Here is a 19,616-nt window from a genome sequence, read left to right as displayed (position 1 = left end):
CTATATCAGGTGCCTTATCAGGAACCTGATATAAAGTCTCCGGCTCACCTTCCGGTTCAGCCGAAGGCACAGCGAAGGGATGGACCGTTGCGGGCGAAGCAACTGACCGATACGGACCGAGACGTCCTCGAGCCGGCTCGCGTCGGCGACGGCGCAGGCAAGCGCTCGGGAATGACCGTGCCCGTCATCGCCTTCTCCGCACTGCTGGGCACGATGATGCAGGCTCTCGTCGTCCCGATGCTGCCGGAGCTCCCCGAGCTGTTGAACGCGTCGTCCGGTGCCACTTCGTGGATGGTGACGGCGATGCTCCTGTCCGGCGCGATCAGCAGTGTGCTGTTCGGCAGTCTCGGCGATCTCTACGGCCAGCGGCGGATGATGGTCATCGCCATGTCCTGCATGGTCGTCGGGTCCGTGATCGGGGCTGTGGCCACGACGGTCGGTCCGATGATCGTCGCCCGGGTCCTGCAGGGGGTGACGATGGCGATGATCCCGCTGGGCATCAGCGCATTGCGTTCGTTCGTGCCCGGCGACCGTGTGTTCAAGTCCGTCAGCCTGGTCAGCGCGATGGTGGGTGTGGGAGGTGCTCTCGGCTTCACGGTCAGCGCTGTGGCCGCCGAATACGTCGGGTTGCGCGGGTTGTTCGGTGCCTGTGTGGTTCTCGGCCTCATCGCCCTCGCCTGCATCCTCGCCGCCGTGCCGAGAACGGACGGTCGGCCGGGTGCGCGAGTCGATGTCGTGGGGGCTGTGGGACTGAGCGTCGGTGTGACCGGCCTCCTGATCGCCCTCAGCAACGGAAACACGTGGGGCTGGGGTTCGGCCGCCACGATCGGCACCGTCGTCGGATCCGTGCTCGTGCTCGTGGTGTGGGGCTGGTACGAGTTGCGCATCAGTGCCCCGCTACTGGATCTGCGCACCACCGCGACCCGCCCGATCCTGTTCACCAACCTGGCCACGATCGCGGTCGGAATCGGTATGTACGTGATCTTGCTCGGCCAGCCTCAGCTGATGCAGCTACCGACCGAGACCGGATTCGGGCTGGGTAAGTCCCTCGTCTTCACGGGTCTGTGCGTCGCTCCGAGCGGTTTGGTGTCGCTGACGATGCCGGGCATCGCCGCGCGGATATCGGCGCGGTTCGGCCCGAAGGTCACGATGGTCGTCGGGGCGAGCGGGTTCGCCGCCGGATACGTGTTTCTCGTACCGTTCCACCATCAGCTCTGGCAGGTGGTCGGAGCGAGCATGGTCATCATGGGCGGCGTCGCGTTCTGCTTCTCCGCGGCTCCCGCCCTGATTCTTCTCCATGTCGACCGGTCCCAATCCGGTCAGGCGAACGGCATCAACACCCTCGGACGGTCGCTGGGAACGTCGATATCGAGTGCGGTCACGACGGCCGTCCTGACGACGACGCTCATCACCACCGGCTTCGGCGCGGGGCAACTCCCGAGCGAGCGCGGCTTCACGACGGTGTTCGTCATCGCCGTCATCGCCGGCGCGTCGGCGGTTGCGTTCGCCGCGGCCATCCCCCGTGAGGGGCCGGCCGCGGACCGAGCGTGACGGGACGTTCGGGATCGGTGGCGGCGGCGGCCGGCGCGGCCGGTGCGGTGTAGGCCCGCCGCAGCCGCCCGGTGCCCGGCACGGACGCCCACACCGCCGCGGCCAGCAGACCGTCGACGATCAGGGCCAACGCCGCCACCAGGATCGCCCCGACCAGGACACGGTCGTAGCTGCGCAGCGCCAGCCCGTCGAAGATGTAGCGGCCCAGTCCGCCCAGGTTGACGTACGCCGCGACGGTCGCCGTCGCGATCACTTGCAGCGTCGCGCTGCGCATTCCGCCGAGGATCAACGGCAGCGCATTGGGGATCTCGACGCGGACCAGCACCTGCAGCGGCGTCATCCCCATCGCCTCGGCGGCGTCCACCACGGTCCGGTCCACGTTCGCGACGCCCGCATACGTGCCGGCCAGCAGCGGCGGGATGCCCAGCAGGACCAGCGCGACGATCGGGGGCACCAGGCCGAGCCCCAGCAGCAGCACCAGCAACGTGAGCACACCGAGGGTGGGCAGCGAGCGCAGGGCGTTCACCACACCCACGACGACAATCTCGCCTCGGCGGAAGTGACCGATCGCGAGACCGGCCGGCACCGCGATCACCGCCGCGAACGCGACCGCCAGCAGGCTGTACCAGAGATGCTGCAGGATCCGGGCGCCGATTCCCGTCGGCCCCTGCCAGTTGGCGGGATCGACGATGAAGTCCCATGCGCTGGTGAACATGTCAGGCCGGCCCCTCCGACAATTCCAGGGTCTCGCGCCGGGTACGCGTGGGGCGCGGTCCGCGCTCCCACGGCGTGAGCCGCCGGCCCAGGAGGTACAGCGCGGCGTCGAAGATCAGGGCCAGCGTGACGATCGCGATGATGCCGGCCACGATCTGGTCCGGGTAGTCGCGCTGATAGCCCTTCGTGAACAGCTCGCCCAGGCCGCCCACGCCGATCAGCGCACCCACCGACACCAGCGAGATGTTGGTGACGGCGACGACCCGGACGTTCGCGATCAGGACGGGCAGCGCCAGCGGTAGTTCGACGGTGAGGGCGCGGCGCAGTGGCGTGAACCCGATCGCGGTCGCGGCGTCCACCACGTCGTCGGGCACCGCGTCCAGTGCCTCCGGCACCGCCCTGATCAGCAGGGCGGTGGAGTACACGCTCAGTGCGATCACGACGTTGTTCGGGTCGAGGATGCTCAGTCCGAACACGCTCGGGACGGTCACGAACAGTGCCAGCGACGGGATCGTGAACGCGACACTCGCGGCGACGACGGTGGTGCGGCGCAGCCACCGGACACGCCGGACCGCGGTGCCCATCGGCACCGCCACGACCAGGCCGATCAGCAGCGGCAGCAACGCCAGGTAGAGGTGCGTGCGGGTGAGTTCCGCGACCTGCGGGAAGTTGTCGATCAACCAACGCACACGATCACCGGCCGTTCCGCAGTCGGTCCTCGTCGCGCCGTTGCTCGGCCAGTCGGGCGATCACGTCGGCCGCGTCGATGCCGCCGGCCACGACACCGTCCGCATCCACCGCGACACCGATCCCGGACGGCGACGAGATGGCCGCGTCGAGGGCCCGGCGCAGGTCCGCGCCCACCGTGAACAGTGAGCCGCCGGCGGCGGTGGCGTCCGCGACGGTGCGTCCGGCGCGGACGGCGTCGACCCCGGCCGCGTCGATCCAGCCCCGGGGACGGCCGTCGGCGGTGACGATCAACGCCCATTCGTCGGGGGCGAGTGTGGTTGTCGCGGCGTCGGACTCGCGCACCCGACGGATCTCGCGCAACTCCACCGCGTCGGCGCTCCGGAAGGACAGCCCCCGGTAGCCCCGATCGTGCCCGACGAAACCTGCGACGAAATCGGTTGCAGGCGATGAGAGTACGTTCCGTGGCGTGTCGAACTGCTGCAGGCGGCCGTGCGGGCCGAACACCGCGAGTCGGTCGCCGAGCCGGACCGCCTCGTCGATGTCGTGGGTGACGAACACGACGGTCTTGCGGAGCTCGGACTGCAGCCGCAGCATCTCGGCCTGCAGATCCGCCCGCACCACCGGATCCACCGCACTGAACGGCTCGTCCATCAGCAGGATCGGGGGATCGGCGGCCAACGCCCGGGCCACCCCCACCCGCTGCTGCTGACCGCCCGACAACTGCGCCGGATACCGCCCCGCCAGAACCGGATCGAGCCCGACCCGGGAGAGCACGTCGAGGGCGTCACGCCGGGCCGCGCGACGGGACCGTCCCTGCAGCACGGGCACGGTCGCGACGTTGTCGACGACGGTCCGGTGCGGTAGCAGGCCGCCGCCCTGGATGACATAGCCGATGCTGCGGCGCAGGTCGACGGCGTCCGTGCCCGCCACGTCCCGGCCGTCGACGGTGACGGTCCCCGCCGTCGGCAGCACCATCCGGTTGATCATCCGCATCGACGTGGTCTTGCCGCACCCCGACGGTCCGACGAACACCGTGAACGACCCCTCGTCGATCTTCAGGTCGAGATCGTCGACGGCGACCGTACCGTCCGGAAAGCGTTTGGTGACACCGCAGAACGAGATCACGAGACGGGCGCGTCCAGACCGTGCCGCGAGACCCACTGCTTGGCCGCGGCCTCCGGTTCGGTCTTGCTGTCCCCGGACACGGCGTCGTTGAGCCCCACCAGCTCCGCGGTGGTGAGCTTCGCCGAGACCGCGTCCAGGACACGCGCCATCTGCTCGGTCCTCGCGGTCGCACGCAGCAGCGGCACCACGTTCTGCGCCGGGAAGTTGCTCTTCGGATCGGCCAGCACCACCAGGTCGTTCGCCGCGATCGCAGGTGACGTCGTGAAGATGTTGGCGGCGGTCACCTGTCCCGACGTCAGTGCCTTCACCGTCGCGGGGCCACCGCCGTCGCCGATCGGCACGAAGTTGGACGGCGAGATGTCGAGTCCGTAGTTCTCCCGCAGACCGGGCAGGCCCACCGAGCGTTCCTGGAACTCGGCCGGAGCCGCGAACGTGATCTCCGCCGAATGCGCGGCGAGATCCGCGATCGACGTCAGGTTCCACTTCTCGGCCGTCTCGCGCGTCACCACCACCGCGTCCTTGTCCTCAGCCGGTGCGGGCGTGGTGATCGCGAGATCCGGTGCGAGTGCCGCGGGCAGCGCGGCGTCGATTTCCGCCGCAGTCGTCGCCGTCGACGCCGGATCGAGGTACTCGAGCAGATTCCCGGTGTAGTCCGGAATGAGCGTGAGCGAGCCGTCGCGCAGCGCCGGGACGTAGATCTCCCGGGTCCCGATGTTCATCCTGGTCTGCACGTCGAAACCATTGGCCCGCAGGGCCTCCGCGTAGACGAAGCCGACCGTCTCCGACTCGGGGAAGTTGGCGGAGCCGACGACGACGGAGTCGGTGCCGGCATCGCCCGCGCCTCCGGCCGAACCGTCACTTCCGAGCGGGTCACTGCTACCGCACGCCGTGAGGAGAATCAGTGACGCGGCGACCGCGACACCCGCGAGTCGGTGAAGTCGGTGGAGCCGGGAACTCAACATGTCGTCCTTCCATCGGGATCTCTCGACCGCTCGTGATGGTGCGCGACGTCAGTGTAACGATAGGTTCGACAAGTGCGCGGTATCGACAGGTGCCGGTTCGCACCGCAGCAGAGCGGAGAGGGACGCGGTGTCACCGAACGGAAATGGACGCGTGGGCAGGTTCTCGGCGCGAGTGGCGATCGCTGCACTGCTCGCAGTCGTGACCGCCTGCGGCGTGGACACCGGCAGTAGCGTCGGAGGGCCCGCCGCACCCGAACCGATCGCCGTCGGCGCCGGGACCACCGTCGAGAGCGAACTCGTCGCACGACTCTACGCGGGCGCGCTCGAAGCTGCCGGGCGCAGAACCGAACTCGTGCTGGGGCTGGGCGACCGCGCCGACCGCATCGCGGCCCTCGACGCGAACCGGGTGGCACTGGTGCCGGACCACACCGGGCGTCTGCTGCACTGGTTCGATCCCGACGCCGACGTCACCGATGCCGACGAGGTGTTCGACGCGCTCAACAGGTCTCTGCCCGAGGGGCTTACGGTGTCCGAGTACGCGCCCGCCGACGACCGTTCGGTGCTGGTCCTGTCCGCCGCACAGGCCGACGGTCTCGGTGCCCGGTCCATCGAGGACATCGCGTCCGGCTGCGGAGCCATGACGCTGTACGCCTCCGACACGTTCCGCGAGGACGCGCAGGCGATCTCGCGTCTGCAGTCCACGTACGGATGCACGTTCGGCACCGTCGCCCCGGTCGGCGGGGCCGACGGGGCCGCCCGCGAACTGGCCATCGGGGCAGCATCACCGGTCGGCGGCGCCACCGCCGCCGCGCCCGTCGTCGCGCAGGACGAACTGGTCGTCCTCGCCGACGAGAAGGAGGCCTTCACCGCGCAGAACGTGGTGCCGCTCTCCCGCAGTGGTGTGCTGCGCGCCGACGACATCCGGGGACTGAGCGTGGTCCTGCAGCTCACCACCGCGGACCTCACGGACATGGCCGTGCGGGTCCGCGGTGGCGAGATCACTGCGGCCGACGCGGCGGGGGAGTGGCTCGCCGAGCACATCTGACCGCCCCCGCCGACGTCAGCCGTCAGCCGTCAGCCGTCAGCTGTCGACTCGCGCCCGCGCTGCCGCGGCGGCATCGTGCCGGCCGAGGGCCTCGTGGGCGTCGCCCTCCAGCAGAGCCACCCGGATCGCCAGCGGCGGAACCTCGGTCACCCGTGGTGCGGCGTCGGCGAGCACGGCGAGGGCCTCCTCGTGGCGGTCCGCCGTGGACAACGCCTGCGCAACCACGATCAGGGCACTGCCGGAGCCGACGACGTCCTCGGCCGCGGCATAGGCTTCGGCGGCCGCGAGCCCCGTCCGTACCGCCTCGTCGAACCGGCCCAGCTGGGACAGTGCCCGCGCCGTCGAGTCCCCGACGTCCGCGCGGGTCCACGGGTCGGCGTGCTCGGAAGCGGCCTGCAGGTCCTCGAGCCCACCCTCGTCGTCGAACTGGCACCGCGCCCGTCCCCGCACGTGCAGGAGGTCGGCGAGCACGTCGGGCTGATCGGTGAGCTTCCGGGCGTCCTCGACGGCGTCGTCGAGGGCCGCGACGGCGTCCTCGTCGTCGAACCGCATCATCAGCAGCCCCAGTTCCTTGCCGATCCGCGCCGAGACCCCGTAGTCCTCGCCGGCCTGTGCCAGCTGCCGGCCCTCGGCCCACGTGCCGACCGCGGCCCCCGGCTCGCCTGCATCGCGTCGGGCGTAGCCGAGCCACAGCAGGGTGAGGGCGCGCGATACGGGCTCGGTGCCGCCGGCCTTCTCGGCCTCGGCCACCGTGACGAGTTCGTCCACCGCCTCGTCCGGGTGTCCGGCCCGCACGAGGGTGACGCCCAGCCGGTAGCGGTGGCCGATGGACTCGGTGCCGGCCAGTTCCGCCTCGCGCGTCGCCAGCCGCAGGCGGGCGATCGCCTCGTCCAGCTGACCGCAGTCGTCGCAGATCTGAGCGCTCAGCGACGCGAGCGGGGCGGTCACGGTCCGGGCCATGTGGGCGACGGACAGATCGAGTGCGGCGTCGACAGCGGTCAGTGCCTCCTCGAGCCGACCTCCGCCGGCCAGCAGTTGGGCCAGCATCCGCAACAGCACCGCGCGGCGACCCGGTGCGTCCGCGGCGGCCAGTTCGGCCTCGATCCAGGTCAGGGCAGCGTCCCCGCCGTCGGCGTCCAGGATCGCGTCGAGCTGCTCGTCCAGCGGACGCGAGGCGACCACGTCGTCGACGAAGGCGGCAGCCGCGAGCGGGTCCGCGGTAACGGGAGCGGACGGCACGGTGTGCGCGGCGCCGATCGGGAGATCCCAGCGCTGACCCGCGAGAGTTCTTGCATCGGTGAGCTTCTCGCTGCGGTATGTGGTGCCGTTCCGCTCGTCGAAGCGAGCGGCGAGGTCGTCGGCGGACCGCCAACAGGCCTGCGCCAGTTCGGCGACCGTCCACGGCCCCACGTGTGCACCCAGGAATCGCTGCAGGGGCGCGGCGTCGGCTCCGCGGACGTGCTCGTGGCCGAGCCCGGCCTGCTCGGCCGCGGTACACGTCACCGCGAACGCCGTGAGGGCGGACAGGTGCGCGGTCGCATTGAGGTTGTCGTGTGCCAGCCAGCCGATGTGCCGCTCGAGCATCTCGAGGGCGCGCTGAGCATTGCCGGTCACCGAGAGGAAGATCAGGTGCTGCCCGATCATGTCGATGTTGTCGACGTCGCCGCGGGCGAGGCGGTAACCCCGCACGTGCATCCGCTCGGCCTCCTCGAGACGGCCCACCTGGAGCAGCGGCACCAGAGTGTGGGCCATCGCCCGCTCCGGTTCGTCACCGCACCCCATGTCGCGCTCGAGCATCTCCTCGACGATGGCCAACCCGTCCTCGAGCTCCCCGGTGGCAAGCCGGAACTGGGCCTCCTCGGACCGCACGCACGCATCGCAATGGCTGTACTCGTCGCGCGGGGTCCGGCCCAGCTCCTCGAGGTGGCGGGTGGCCTCCTCGATCCGGCCCGCCTCGAACGCCTGCCAGAACCGGGTCTGCACCACCCCGGACACGCCCACCCCCGCCTGCCGGTAGGTGGTCTCCATCTGCTCGATCGACTCGGCGATCGTGGCGCGCGGGAACATCGGGTTCGAGGAGAGCGCATCGGCGATCCACTTGTGGAACCACAGCAGGTCGTAGTCGTCGACCTCCGCGGGGAAGGTGACCGGGTCGGCGGCGTTCCGCCCGACGCACCACGCGAACGTGGTGAGCAGGGCGTCGGTGTCCCCGGTCATGGAGGCGGACTGGATCAGACGCATCCGCACGGTGTAGGCGGCGACCTCGTCACCGGACTCCTCGGCGAGCGTGATCGCGCGCTCGATGAGGTCACGTTCGGCCGGTCCGTACGGCGTCCGGTCGATCTCGCTGATCAGCGCGTCGACGGTGGTCTCACTCGGCATGGTCGTCCTTGTCGGTGGTGGAGGGGGAGTGCGGTGCGGGATCGGTGGTGACAGCAGCGTCGAGCCCGACGGACAGGTGAACGATGTCGGTCATGGCGTCGGTCAGGGCCTCGCGGTCGGCCGGACGCAGCGGCCGGTGCCCGGCAAGCAGCGCCTGGACATAGAGGATGCGCACCGCCCGCGACAGCACGGCGTCGTCGTCGACGGTTGCGAGGGTGCGCACCAGGCGGTTTCGCCAGTTCAGAGCGAGCCGACCCGCGGCATCCACGCCGGACGCCGCCGCGGCCTCGTCCACCCGGCCCAGGACATCGGCCCAGAACCCGCCGGCCGACTCACCGGCCTGGTCGCGGCGCAGGCTGCGCAGTACCGCCTCGTCCGCGACGTAGAGGGCGGGGACGGTGTCCGGGGCGAACGCGCGAACCGCGGTGGCGCAGTCGAGGTCGGCCAGGGCCGCGTCCGCGCGCTCCTGCAGACGGCGCGTCGCCGCCCGATCGGCCAGCGGCGGCACGTCCAGGTGGTCGATCTCGTCGGCCACGGTGACGACCTCGACCTCGGCGCCGGGCACGAACTCCGGCAGCCGGGCCGCGATGTCGGCGTCGTAGACGTAACCGCCGTTGACGATCGGGACACCGGGACGCGCGAGTCCGGCCAGCTGGCGGAACTCGTCCACCGTCCGGGTGTACCGCACGGTGCCGCGGCGGGCCGCCTCGCCGAAGGTCGTCGGACCCTCGGTGGTCTCGATCGGCAGGTGCGGGACGATGAACCGGGCCAGCTCGTCGTCGTGGAGGACGAGCGCCCGCAGCGCCAGATGGTGCACGGACAGGAACGCCGCCAGCCGGTGCGGCGACTCCGCGGCCAGACCGATGATCCAGCGGCGGACCGCCGATCCCAGCTCGGCACGGGTCTCCTCGAGCGCGGTGTCCTCGATCAGCGACTCGCGGGACGCGGTCGGGTGCAGCCCCGTGGTGTCCACGACGGACCGCACGAAGAACGCCCAGTCCGGCAGGAGGTCGTCCATCCGCTCGGACAGCAGCATTCCGCCCAGGTAGACGCGGTTGGACTGCCGCTGACCGGGGGACAGCGGGAACGGCAGCACGAAGGCGGTACCGCGGGTACCGGTCGACGGCACGTGCAGGGGAATCGTGGCGAAGGGCTCGGCGCCGACGATCTCCCGGCCCAACTCGCGCAGCTCGGGTGACGGGACTGCCGCGCGTTCGAGGAACGGTGCCGGGCGGGTGACCGTCTCGCCGGCCACGGTCACCCGGATCGGCAGGTGCCGCCCGAATCGATCCGCCAGTTCCCGCACCCCCGAATGCGACACGAGTGCAGTGGCATCCTGGCGGGGGATCAGCTCGACCCGGGTTCCGACCGGCACGTCGTCGGCGAGCTCGGTCACCGTGAACGTGCCGTCGGCGCGACCGACCCATTCGACGGCGGCCGCACCCGTCGCCGACCGGGACCGCACCCGGATCTCGTCGCTCACCATGAAGCAACTGAGCAGACCGATCCCGAACTGGCCGAGGCGGTCGGTGCGGGGCAGATCGAGGATGTCGCGCTTGGAGCTGCGGCCGACCGTCGCGAGCAACTCGCCGACCTCGGACGCGGTCAGTCCGACGCCGTCGTCCTCCACCGCGAACACGGACCCGGCTCCGTCGAAGGGCAGCACCCGGATGGTGCCGACGTGGCCGGGTTCGTGCTCGCGGCGGGCCGAGATCGCGTCGCACCCGTTCTGCAGCAGCTCACGGACGAACACCTGCGGGCCGGTGTAGATGCTCGCGCTGAGCAACTCGATGATTCCGCCGAGATGTACCTGGAATGGACGGCTGACGCCGTCGGCTCTTGTTGTCATCGAGGAGCCAGCTTATCGATCGGGTACGACATTTCGGCCGGCCGGGCTTCGCGGCCCGGCCGACCGAGGAGTCGAGTGACCTCCGCTACTACGACTTCGGCAGCATGCGGGAGGTGACCGTCGCGACCACCCGCTGGTAGCTCGGGCCGACGAGCCGAACCCAGGCGTCGAGGAGCTTGGCGTCCGCACCGATCAGTACGCGCGCCTTGCCCTTTCGCACGCCGTTCACGATGGTCTTCGCCGCGTCCTCGGCGGTGGTGCGGGCCAGGCGCTTGTCGAAGAACTGGGCGAAGGTCACCTGGTCGTCTCCGTCGGGCACCGCCGCGTTGCGGGCGATCGCGGTCTTGATGCCGCCGGGATGCACGCACGTCACCTTCACCGGGTGCTTGGCGATCAGCATCTCCTGACGCAGCGACTCGGTGAACCCGCGAACCGCGAACTTTGCTGCGTTGTAAGCACTCTGGCCCGGAATCGACAACAGTCCGAACAGGCTCGAGATGTTGACGATGTGACCGTCGCCGGACGCGATGACATGCGGCAGGAACGCCTTGGTGCCGTTCACGACGCCCCAGAAGTCCACGTCCATGATGCGCTCGATGTCCTTGAACTCCGAACGTTCCACCTCGCCGTGGAAGGCGATGCCGGCGTTGTTGTAGACCTGGTTGACCTTGCCGAAGTGCGTCACGACGGCGTCCGCATACGCGAGGACGGCCTGCCGTTGGGTGACGTCGAGCTGATCGGACTTCACGTCCGCCCCGAGCGCCTCGACCTGCCGCACCGTCTCCGCCAGTCCCGCCGAATCCATGTCCGAGAGAGCCAGTTTGGCGCCCCGACCGGCGAGGTTCAGTGCGACGGCCCGGCCGATGCCGGACCCCGCGCCCGTGATGACACACACCTTGCCCGCGAATTCACTCACTGTGCTGCCACCTTGTCGTCGTCGAGGTCGGTCAATTCTGTATCGATGCCTGCCCCGGCGACCGCAGCCACGGGGGCGGGAGCCGGGAGGTCGCCGGCCGTCACGCTGCGGTACGCGCCGAGGTCGAACTGCTTGGTGAGGCGGCGGAACTCGAACGTGAACCCGGGCCACAGCGTCGTGTTGTTCCCGTGCTTGTCGAGATACCAACTGGCGCAACCACCGTTGTTCCACACGCTCCGGGACAGCTTGTCCTGCAACTCCCGGTTGTACCGGTCCTGCGCGTCCTTGCGGACCTCGATCGTGCCGATGTCGTACCGCTCGATCGCGTCGATCGCGTCCACCACATAGTTGAGCTGAGACTCGATCATGAAGACCATCGAGCTGTGCCCCAGGCCGGTGTTGGGGCCGACGAGGAAGAACATGTTGGGGAAGTTCGCGATGGCCGCACCCTTGTAGCCCTGCTGGCCGCCCTCGTCGAACGTCTCGGCGAGCGAACGCCCGTTCTTTCCGAAAATTCCTGCGAACGTGGGGGAATCGGTGACGTGGAAGCCGGTGGCGACCACGATCGCGTCGACCTCGCGTTCGACACCGCTCCGGTCGACGATCGAGTTCTTGCGCACCTCGGCGATGCCGTCGGTGACGACATCGACGTTCGACTGCGCGAGCGCCGGATAGTAGTTGTTCGAGATCAGCATGCGCTTGCAGCCGATCCGGAAGTTCGGGGTGACCTTGCGGCGCAACGCCTTGTCCTTGATCTGCCGGCGCAGGTGGCGCTCGGCCGTGAACTGCAGCGGCTTCATGAAGATCGGGGCCTTGGCCAGTCCCACGACCTGTGTCTCCCGCATCCAGTAGATCCCGGTGCGGCACAACTTCTGGAAGCCGGGGACGTACTTGAACGCGAGGTGCTCGGCCTTGGTGTACTCGCGGTCGGCCCGCGGCAGGATCCACGGCGCGGTGCGCTGGTAGACGTCGAGCTGGGCGGCCTTCGCGGCGAGCTGCGGCACGATCTGGATCGCCGACGCGCCGGTGCCGATCACCGCGACCCGCTTGCCGGTGAGGTCGGCGTCGTGGTTCCACTGGGCCGAGTGGAAGATCTCGCCCCCGAAGTCCTCGATGCCGTCGATGTCGGGCAGCGACGGCTCGCACAGCGCGCCGACGGCCGAGACGACGATCTTGGCCTCGAAATCGCCCTTGGTCGTGGAGACCTCCCAGTGCGCGGCGGCATCGTTCCAGTGCGCGGAGAGCACATCGCACCCGAACAGGTGCTTGTCGAGCACGTTGTACTTACGGGCCACCGACGAGATGTAACTCTGGATCTCGGGTTGCGGTGAGAACGAGCGGGTCCACTCCGGGTTGAGCGCGAACGAGTACGAGTACAGGTGCGACGGCACGTCGCACGCCGCACCCGGATACGTGTTGTCGCGCCACGTCCCGCCGACCTCGGCGCCGCGCTCGAGGACGAGGAAGTTGTGCTTGCCTGCCTGCGTCAGCTTGATAGCCGCGCCGAGGCCGGCGAAGCCGCTGCCGATGATCAGTGTGTCGACCTGGCGCGGAGATGCCGCCCGGGCGGAAGTATCTGTGACGGGAAGACTCATGTAAGCGAGCGTAGGGAGTTGTCGATGGTGAGTCAATAGCTATTGAACACGATTCAGTAAGGTGGGTGGCATGGAAGGCGTCAAACGCACGCGGCTCAATCCCCAGGAACGGCGCGCCCAGCTCATCGATCTGGGGGTGCGCATGCTCACGGAGCGTCCGCTCGAACAGATCTCGGTCGAGGACATCGCCGACCAGGCCGGGGTGTCCCGCGGTCTGCTGTTCCACTACTTCGCGTCCAAGCACGACTTCCACGTCGAGATCGTCCGCCACACCAGCGCCGACATGCTCGCCCGCACCGCGCCGAACCCCGACCTCGAACCGATCGACACACTCCGGGACGTCATGGCGTCGTACGTGGACTACGTCTCGGAGAACCGCGACACCTATGTCTCGCTGCTGCGGGGGACCGCGAGCGGCGACCCGGCGATGCGCGAGGTGTTCGAGCAGACCCGGGCGGAGATGGCCCGCCGCGTCGTCGAGCAGCTCCCGACCCTGGGCATCGAACCGGACGCCCGGATCGCGCTCTCCGTGCGGGGCTGGATCGCGTTCGTCGAAGAGGCCACCATCACGTGGCTGCGGGCCCCCGAACTCTCCCGCGACGAACTGATCGAACTACTGGTGACCGCACTGCCGGCGGTCGCACTCAGCGCCGGCATGGCGGCGGCCCTGCTCGGCGGCTGACCCACCTCTTGCGTTTTGCGCACTTGTCGCGGTGTCGGGGCGTCCCTACTCGCGTTTTGCGCACTTGTCGCGGGTGTCCGGGAAGAACGAAACCGGCCCGTCCACTCGTGACGAGTGGACGGGCCGGTTTCGGTAGATCAGCCGATCAGGGGGATCACTTCGTGGGCGCGAACGCCGCGTCGATGATCTCCTGCTGCTCGACGGCGTGGACCTTGCTCGAGCCCGACGACGGTGCCGACATCGCACGACGCGAGACGCGCTTGATGCCTGCGAGCTTCTCGGGGAGCAGTTCCGGCAGGGCCAGACCCAGGAACGGCCACGCACCCTGGTTCGCCGGCTCCTCCTGCACCCAGTTGAACTCGGTGACGTTCGGGTAGCGGTCGAGGGTCTCCGCGATGCGGCGGCGCGGGATCGGGTACAGCTGCTCGATCCGGACGATCGCGACGTCGTCGCGGTTGTCCTTCTGCTTCTTCGCGAGCAGTTCCCAGTAGATCTTGCCCGACGTCAGCAGCACACGCTTGACCTTGGTACGGTCGCTGTCCTGCGTCTCGTACGACGGCTCCTCGAACACCGAACGGAACTTGCCGGTCGTGAAGTCCTCGAGGTTGCTGACCGCGGCCTTGTTGCGCAGCATCGACTTCGGCGTGAACACCACGAGCGGGCGGCGGATGCCGTCCAGGTGGTGACGGCGCAGCAGGTGGAAGTAGCTGGCCGGGGTCGACGGCATCGCAACCGTCATCGAGCCCTCGGCGCACAGCTGCAGGAACCGCTCGATGCGGCCCGACGTGTGGTCCGGGCCCTGGCCCTCGTGGCCGTGCGGCAGCAGCAGCACGACGTCGGACAGCTGGCCCCACTTGGCCTCACCGGACGAGATGAACTCGTCGATGATGGTCTGCGCGCCGTTGACGAAGTCGCCGAACTGCGCCTCCCACAGCACCAGGGCGTCGGGGTTGCCGACCGAGTAGCCGTACTCGAAGCCCACGCCCGCGAACTCGGTGAGCGCCGAGTCGTAGACCATGAACTTGCCGCCGTTGTCGGCGTTCGCCGCGAGCTCGGCGATCGGGTTGTACTCGCCGCCGTCCTTGCGGTCGATGAGCACCGCGTGACGCTGCGTGAACGTGCCACGACGCGAGTCCTGACCGGCCAGGCGCACCAGGGCACCCTGCTCGGCGAGCGAACCGAACGCGAGCAGTTCGGCGAACGCCCAGTCGATGTTGCCCTCGCGGGACATCTCGCGACGCTTCTCGACGACCGGCTTGACGCGCGGGTGCACCGTGAAGCCGTCGGGGACGTTGACGAACGCGTCGCCGATGCGGGCGAGCGTGGCCGCGTCCACCGCGGTGGTCAGGCGGGCCGGCGGGGTCTGGTCCAGCTCGACCGACTCGGACGGCTCCGGCTTGAACTTCTCGAGCTCGCGCACCTCGTTGAAGACCCGCTCGAGCTGACCCTGGTAGTCGCGCAGGGCGTCTTCGGCTTCCTTCATCGAGATGTCGCCGCGGCCGATCAGCGACTCGGTGTAGCTCTTGCGGACGCTGCGCTTGGTGTCGATCAGGTCGTACATCGCCGGCTGCGTCATCGACGGGTCGTCGCCCTCGTTGTGACCGCGACGGCGGTAGCAGATCATGTCGATGACGACGTCCTTGCCGAACTTCTCACGGAAGTCGACAGCGAGCTGAGCGACCCAGACGCAGGCCTCGGGGTCGTCGCCGTTCACGTGGAAGATCGGTGCGCCGATCATCTTCGCGACGTCGGTGCAGTACTCGGACGAACGCGAGTGCTCCGGGGCGGTGGTGAAGCCGACCTGGTTGTTGACGACGATGTGCACGGTGCCGCCGGTGCGGTAGCCGCGCAGCAGCGCCAGGTTCAGCGTCTCGGCCACGACACCCTGGCCGGCGAAGGCTGCGTCGCCGTGCAGCATCAGCGGCAGGACCGTGAAGCCCTCCTGGCCCTTGTCCAGCAGGTCCTGCTTGGCGCGGACCAGGCCCTCGAGGACCGGGTCGACCGCTTCGAGATGCGACGGGTTCGCGGTGAGCGAGACCTTGATGTCGTTCTCGCCGAACATCTGGATGTAGGTGCCCTCGGCGCCCAGGTGGTACTTCACGTCGCCGGAGCCGTGTGCGGCCGCCGGGTTCATGTTGCCCTCGAACTCGGTGAAGATCTTCGAGTACGGCTTGCCGACGATGTTCGCGAGCACGTTCAGGCGACCGCGGTGCGGCATACCGATGACGACCTCGTCGAGGCTGTGCTCGGCGCTCTGATCGATGACGGCATCCATCATCGGGATGACGGACTCGGCGCCCTCGAGCGAGAAGCGCTTCTGGCCGACGTACTTGGTCTGCAGGAACGTCTCGAACGCCTCGGCGGCGTTGAGCTTGCTCAGGATGTACTTCTGCTGCGCGACCGTGGGCTTGACGTGCTTGGCCTCGACGCGCTCCTGCAGCCATGCCTGCTGCTCGGGCTCGAGGATGTGCGTGTACTCGACGCCGATGTGGCGGCAGTACGCGTCCCGCAGGATGCTCAGGACGTCGCGGAGCTTCATCCGGGCCTTGCCGTGGAAGCCGCCGACGTTGAACTCGCGGTCCAGATCCCACAGGGTCAGGCCGTGCGTCGTGACGTCGAGGTCCGGGTGGCTGCGGAACTTGTCCTTGACGAACTGCAACGGGTCCGTGTCGGCCATGAGGTGGCCGCGGTTGCGGTACGCCGCGATGAGCTCGAGCACGCGGGTGCTCTTGTCGATGGCGCCCTCGGACACATCCTTGCGCCAGCGGACCGGCTCGTAGGGAATGTGCAGCGAGTGGAAGACCTCGTCGTAGAACTCGTCGGAGATCAGCAGGTTGTGGATCGTGCGCAGGAAGTCGCCGGACTCGGCGCCCTGGATGATCCGGTGGTCGTAGGTGGAGGTCAGCGTCATCAGCTTGCCGACGCCCATCTCCGCGATGCGCTCGTCGCTCGCACCCTGGAACTCGGCCGGGTACTCCATCGCGCCGGCACCGATGATGGCGCCCTGGCCCTGCATCAGGCGCGGAACGGAGTGGACCGTGCCGATACCACCGGGGTTGGTCAGCGAGATCGTGACACCGGAGAAGTCCTCGGCGGTGAGCTTGCCGTCACGCGCGCGGCGGACGATGTCCTCGTACGCGGCGTAGAACTGCACGAAGTTCATCGAGTCGGTGCCCTTGATGGCAGCGACGACGAGCGAGCGGCTGCCGTTCTTGCCGGGCAGGTCGATGGCCAGACCGAGGTTGGTGTGCGCCGGGGTGACAACGTTCGGCTTGCCGTCGATCTCGGCGAAGTGGCGGTTCATGTTCGGGAACGCCTTGACCGCCTGCACGATCGCGTAACCGAGGATGTGGGTGAACGACACCTTGCCGCCCCGGGTACGGGCGAGGTGGTTGTTGATGACGATCCGGTTGTCGAACATCAGCTTCGCCGGGATGGCGCGAACGCTGGTGGCGGTCGGGATGCTCAACGACGCGTTCATGTTGCGGGCGACGGTTGCTGCTGCACCACGCAGGACCTGGTTGGTGTCCTGAGCGGGAGCTTCCGAGGCGGGAGCAGCCTGCGGGGCGGCTGCCTTCGCTGCCGCGGGCTTGGGGGCGGCTGCCTGAGGCGCAGCTGCGGGCTTGGGCGTCGGCTGTGGGGCGGCCTTCGGGGCTGCCGGAGGGGCAGCGGGCGCCGGCGCGGCAGGTGCTGCCGAGGAAGCACCGTTGGCCGACTTCGTGGCGACATCACCGCCGTTCAGTGCCTCACCGTTCCCGCCCGCATTCGCCGCATCGGGCGAGTAATCCGTCAGAAACTCGTGCCAACTAGCGTCCACGGATGAGGGATCATCCTGGAAGCGTTGGTACATCTCGTCAACCAACCACTGGTTCTGTCCGAACTGGGAAGTAGAGCTGCTGCTCACGGCAGGTGTTCGCCTCGTTTCTTTCTTCGGTACCCGATCAGAGCGCCTATACACATGAGGCTAGCCTCCGCGCGTCGAGCTCGGGCATCCGGTCCGGCGCGTGTCGGCAGTCTCACAGTGTTGCGATGCGGTCACCATCGATGACGGTTCTCGACGTCGAATTATTCCCCTGTTGACTGGCAGACGCATCACAGAGCTTCGAATAGTGTCCGCCCGAATGGCGAAGGGCGTCGTGAGCACCGGTTTCGACGATACGGCCACCGTCGACGACCACGATCAGATCGGCGCGCGCGGCCGTCGCCAGACGATGCGCGACCACCACCGACGTGCGCTTTCGAGTGACCATTCGGTTCGATTCGAGGACGATCTGCTCGGTCGCCGGATCGAGCGTCGCGGTCGCCTCGTCGAGCAGCAGCAGGTCCGGATCGACCATCTCGGCGCGCGCGAGCGCGATCAGCTGACGTTGCCCCGCGGACAGCCCCTGACCGCGTTCGCCGATCGGCTGGTTCATGCCGCCGCGCAGCGCCGCGATGGTCGGCAGTGCGCCCACGGCCCGCGCGGCCGCTTCGATCTCCGCGCGGCTCGCGTCCGGCCGGCCGTACGCGATGTTGCTCGCCACCGTGCCCGTGAACAGGTGCGCCTCCTGCGGGACGACACCGAGGCGGCCCCGGTAGGCGTGCAACGGGTAGCGGCGCAGGTCCTCCGCGTCGACCCGGACCGATCCGGACGTCGGATCGTAGAACCGGGCGAGCAACTTGACGACCGTCGACTTGCCGGCACCCGTGCGGCCGACCAGCGCGACCGTCGTGCCGGCCGGGATGTGCAGGTCGATGTTGCTGAGGGCGTCGGACTCGGCGCCCTGATAGCGGAAGGTGACGTCGTCGAACGCCACGTCGCCGCGCAGACGGCCCTCGATGGGGACGGTGTCGCCGGCGTCGGCCGTCTCGATCGAACTCGGGGTGGCGAGCAGCTCGCCGATCCGCCGCAGGCCGACGGCGGCCTGCTGGTAGCCGTCGAACACCTGGGACAGCTGCTGGATCGGCCCGAACAGCAGGCCCAGGTACAGCACGAACGCGACCAGGGTGCCGGCCGTCGCGGAGCCGTCCGCCACCCGCTGTGCGCCGACGAGGACGACCGCGGCGAGTGCCAGGTCCGACAGCAGCGTGATGAACGGGAAGTAGATCGAGATCGCCCGCTGCGAGCGCATGCGGCTGCGGCGGTAGCTGTCCGCGCGTTCGGCGAAGCGCCGGGCCGCGAACTCCTCGCGCCGGTAGGCCTGCGCCGCGCGCAGTCCCGCGATGTTCTCCTGGAAGTCGGCGTTGACTATCGAGATCCGTTCCCGGGAGACCGAGTACGCGGTCCCCGACACGCGCCGGAACACGACCGTCGCGACCGCGAGGGGGAGCAGTGCGGCGAGGGCGACCAGCGCGAGCGTCACATCGGTGACCAGGAGCGCGACGGCGATGCCGCCGAGCGTGAGCAACGCGACCACCGCGGTCGACAGGCCCGTCTGGATGAACGACGACAGAGCATCGACGTCGGTGGTCATCCGGGTCATGATCCGGCCGGACAGTTCCCGCTCGTAGTAGTCGAGGCCGAGTCGCTGCAGGTGCGCGTAGCTGCGCACCCGCAGCCCGAACAGGACGCGTTCCCCGGCTCGGGAGGTGATCACCGTGAGTACCGCGACGACGAGCCAGCCGACCAGCGCGAGCACCGTGCCGACGGCGGCCGCGGTCCACAGTGGCCCGGAGTCGCCGGCCGACACACCGTGGTCGAGCGCGAACCGGACTATCGAGGGGAACGCGATGCCGATCAGCGAGTCCAGGGCCAGGCACACCACGACGCCGGCCAGGATCCAGCGCACCGGACGCAGTAGTCGGCCCAGCCGGAACTCGGAGTCGTCGCGGCGCAGCGCGGTGGTGTCGGTGTGCGGGTCCTCCGTGGCTGGCGGCAACGCGTCGACGGCCCGGATCAGGTCCGGGGTGGCGGCGACGCCGCCGAGAGCGCCCGCCATGTGCCCGCCGCCGCCGTGACCACCACCGCCGTGCCCGCCGCCGGGCGCAGCCTGCGCGGACACGGTTCCGGGGGCCGTCGCGTCGTCGGCCGCGGTGGCCGGCCACAGTTGCGCCTCGGTGGGCTCGAGGACCGGCAGCGGGCCCGTGCCGTCGCCATCGCCGTCCGGCCCGGTGGGTGCGGCGGGG

At 69.2% G+C, this 19,616-nt stretch carries 13 protein-coding genes; 3 read left to right on the top strand and 10 right to left on the bottom strand.

Translation table 11 applies throughout. The features are described from left to right. Positions 1 to 87: 87 nt before the first annotated feature. On the top strand, positions 88 to 1,551 hold the full coding sequence (locus IJ15_RS0118960) for an MFS transporter (RefSeq protein WP_051919210.1): 1,464 nt from the start codon (positions 88 to 90) through the stop codon (positions 1,549 to 1,551). Here the strand turns inward: IJ15_RS0118960 and IJ15_RS0118955 are convergent. From IJ15_RS0118955 to IJ15_RS0118940, 4 genes are read right to left on the bottom strand one after another with little or no spacing between them, the layout of a single operon-like run. Continuing rightward, the gene (locus tag IJ15_RS0118955) at positions 1,478 to 2,266 is read right to left on the bottom strand and encodes an ABC transporter permease (protein ID WP_231569591.1); all 789 of its coding nucleotides are present in this window, start codon (positions 2,264 to 2,266) and stop codon (positions 1,478 to 1,480) included. The genes IJ15_RS0118960 and IJ15_RS0118955 overlap by 74 nt on opposite strands. Before the next feature lies 1 nt (position 2,267). Beyond that, positions 2,268 to 2,954 carry an ABC transporter permease gene (locus IJ15_RS0118950; protein ID WP_031939917.1) on the bottom strand — a complete coding sequence of 229 codons (687 nt, stop codon included), beginning with the start codon at positions 2,952 to 2,954 and terminating at the stop codon, positions 2,268 to 2,270. Between the two features lie 4 nt (positions 2,955 to 2,958). Next, positions 2,959 to 4,080: an ABC transporter ATP-binding protein gene (locus IJ15_RS0118945; protein ID WP_031939916.1), complete on the bottom strand. Its 1,122-nt coding sequence runs from the start codon at positions 4,078 to 4,080 to the stop codon at positions 2,959 to 2,961. Further along, positions 4,077 to 5,042: an ABC transporter substrate-binding protein gene (locus IJ15_RS0118940; RefSeq protein ID WP_031939915.1), complete on the bottom strand. Its 966-nt coding sequence runs from the start codon at positions 5,040 to 5,042 to the stop codon at positions 4,077 to 4,079. Before IJ15_RS0118940 ends, IJ15_RS0118945 begins: the two co-directional genes overlap by 4 nt. A gap of 172 nt (positions 5,043 to 5,214) precedes the next feature. Between IJ15_RS0118940 and IJ15_RS0118935 the strand changes: the two genes are divergently transcribed. Next, entirely contained in the window at positions 5,215 to 6,087 is an 873-nt protein-coding gene (locus IJ15_RS0118935) for an ABC transporter substrate-binding protein (protein WP_231569589.1), read from the top strand. Between the two features lie 36 nt (positions 6,088 to 6,123). On the opposite strand, the gene IJ15_RS0118930 is transcribed toward IJ15_RS0118935, so the two are convergent. The 4 genes from IJ15_RS0118930 to IJ15_RS0118915 form a co-directional block, all read right to left on the bottom strand. Next, positions 6,124 to 8,469, bottom strand: a complete 2,346-nt coding sequence (locus tag IJ15_RS0118930; protein WP_031939913.1) for a tetratricopeptide repeat protein — start codon at positions 8,467 to 8,469, stop codon at positions 6,124 to 6,126. Beyond that, positions 8,459 to 10,318: an HSP90 family protein gene (locus IJ15_RS0118925; protein WP_081880817.1), complete on the bottom strand. Its 1,860-nt coding sequence runs from the start codon at positions 10,316 to 10,318 to the stop codon at positions 8,459 to 8,461. The genes IJ15_RS0118930 and IJ15_RS0118925 overlap by 11 nt, the downstream gene beginning before the upstream one ends. Before the next feature lie 88 nt (positions 10,319 to 10,406). Further along, a complete protein-coding gene (locus IJ15_RS0118920) occupies positions 10,407 to 11,234 on the bottom strand; it encodes an SDR family NAD(P)-dependent oxidoreductase (RefSeq protein WP_031939911.1) in 828 nt (275 codons plus the stop codon). After that, the gene (locus IJ15_RS0118915; RefSeq protein ID WP_031939910.1) at positions 11,231 to 12,829 is read right to left on the bottom strand and encodes a flavin-containing monooxygenase; all 1,599 of its coding nucleotides are present in this window, start codon (positions 12,827 to 12,829) and stop codon (positions 11,231 to 11,233) included. Before IJ15_RS0118915 ends, IJ15_RS0118920 begins: the two co-directional genes overlap by 4 nt. Before the next feature lie 70 nt (positions 12,830 to 12,899). Between IJ15_RS0118915 and IJ15_RS0118910 the strand changes: the two genes are divergently transcribed. Then, the gene (locus IJ15_RS0118910; RefSeq protein ID WP_031939909.1) at positions 12,900 to 13,511 is read left to right on the top strand and encodes a TetR/AcrR family transcriptional regulator; all 612 of its coding nucleotides are present in this window, start codon (positions 12,900 to 12,902) and stop codon (positions 13,509 to 13,511) included. Between the two features lie 154 nt (positions 13,512 to 13,665). Here the strand turns inward: IJ15_RS0118910 and IJ15_RS0118905 are convergent, their stop codons facing one another. Further along, positions 13,666 to 17,415 (bottom strand): multifunctional oxoglutarate decarboxylase/oxoglutarate dehydrogenase thiamine pyrophosphate-binding subunit/dihydrolipoyllysine-residue succinyltransferase subunit, encoded by a 3,750-nt coding sequence (locus IJ15_RS0118905; protein ID WP_081880816.1) that lies wholly within the window; start codon positions 17,413 to 17,415, stop codon positions 13,666 to 13,668. 112 nt (positions 17,416 to 17,527) lie between these two features. Continuing rightward, the coding region (locus IJ15_RS0118900; protein WP_156112157.1) for an ABC transporter ATP-binding protein at positions 17,528 to 19,616 on the bottom strand (2,089 nt) is incomplete at its 5' end.

The organism is Prescottella defluvii, from assembly GCF_000738775.1.
Classification (GTDB): Bacteria; Actinomycetota; Actinomycetes; order Mycobacteriales; family Mycobacteriaceae; genus Prescottella; species Prescottella defluvii.
Note: the sequence above shows the minus strand (reverse complement) of the source record. Positions and strands in the feature narration are given on the sequence as shown.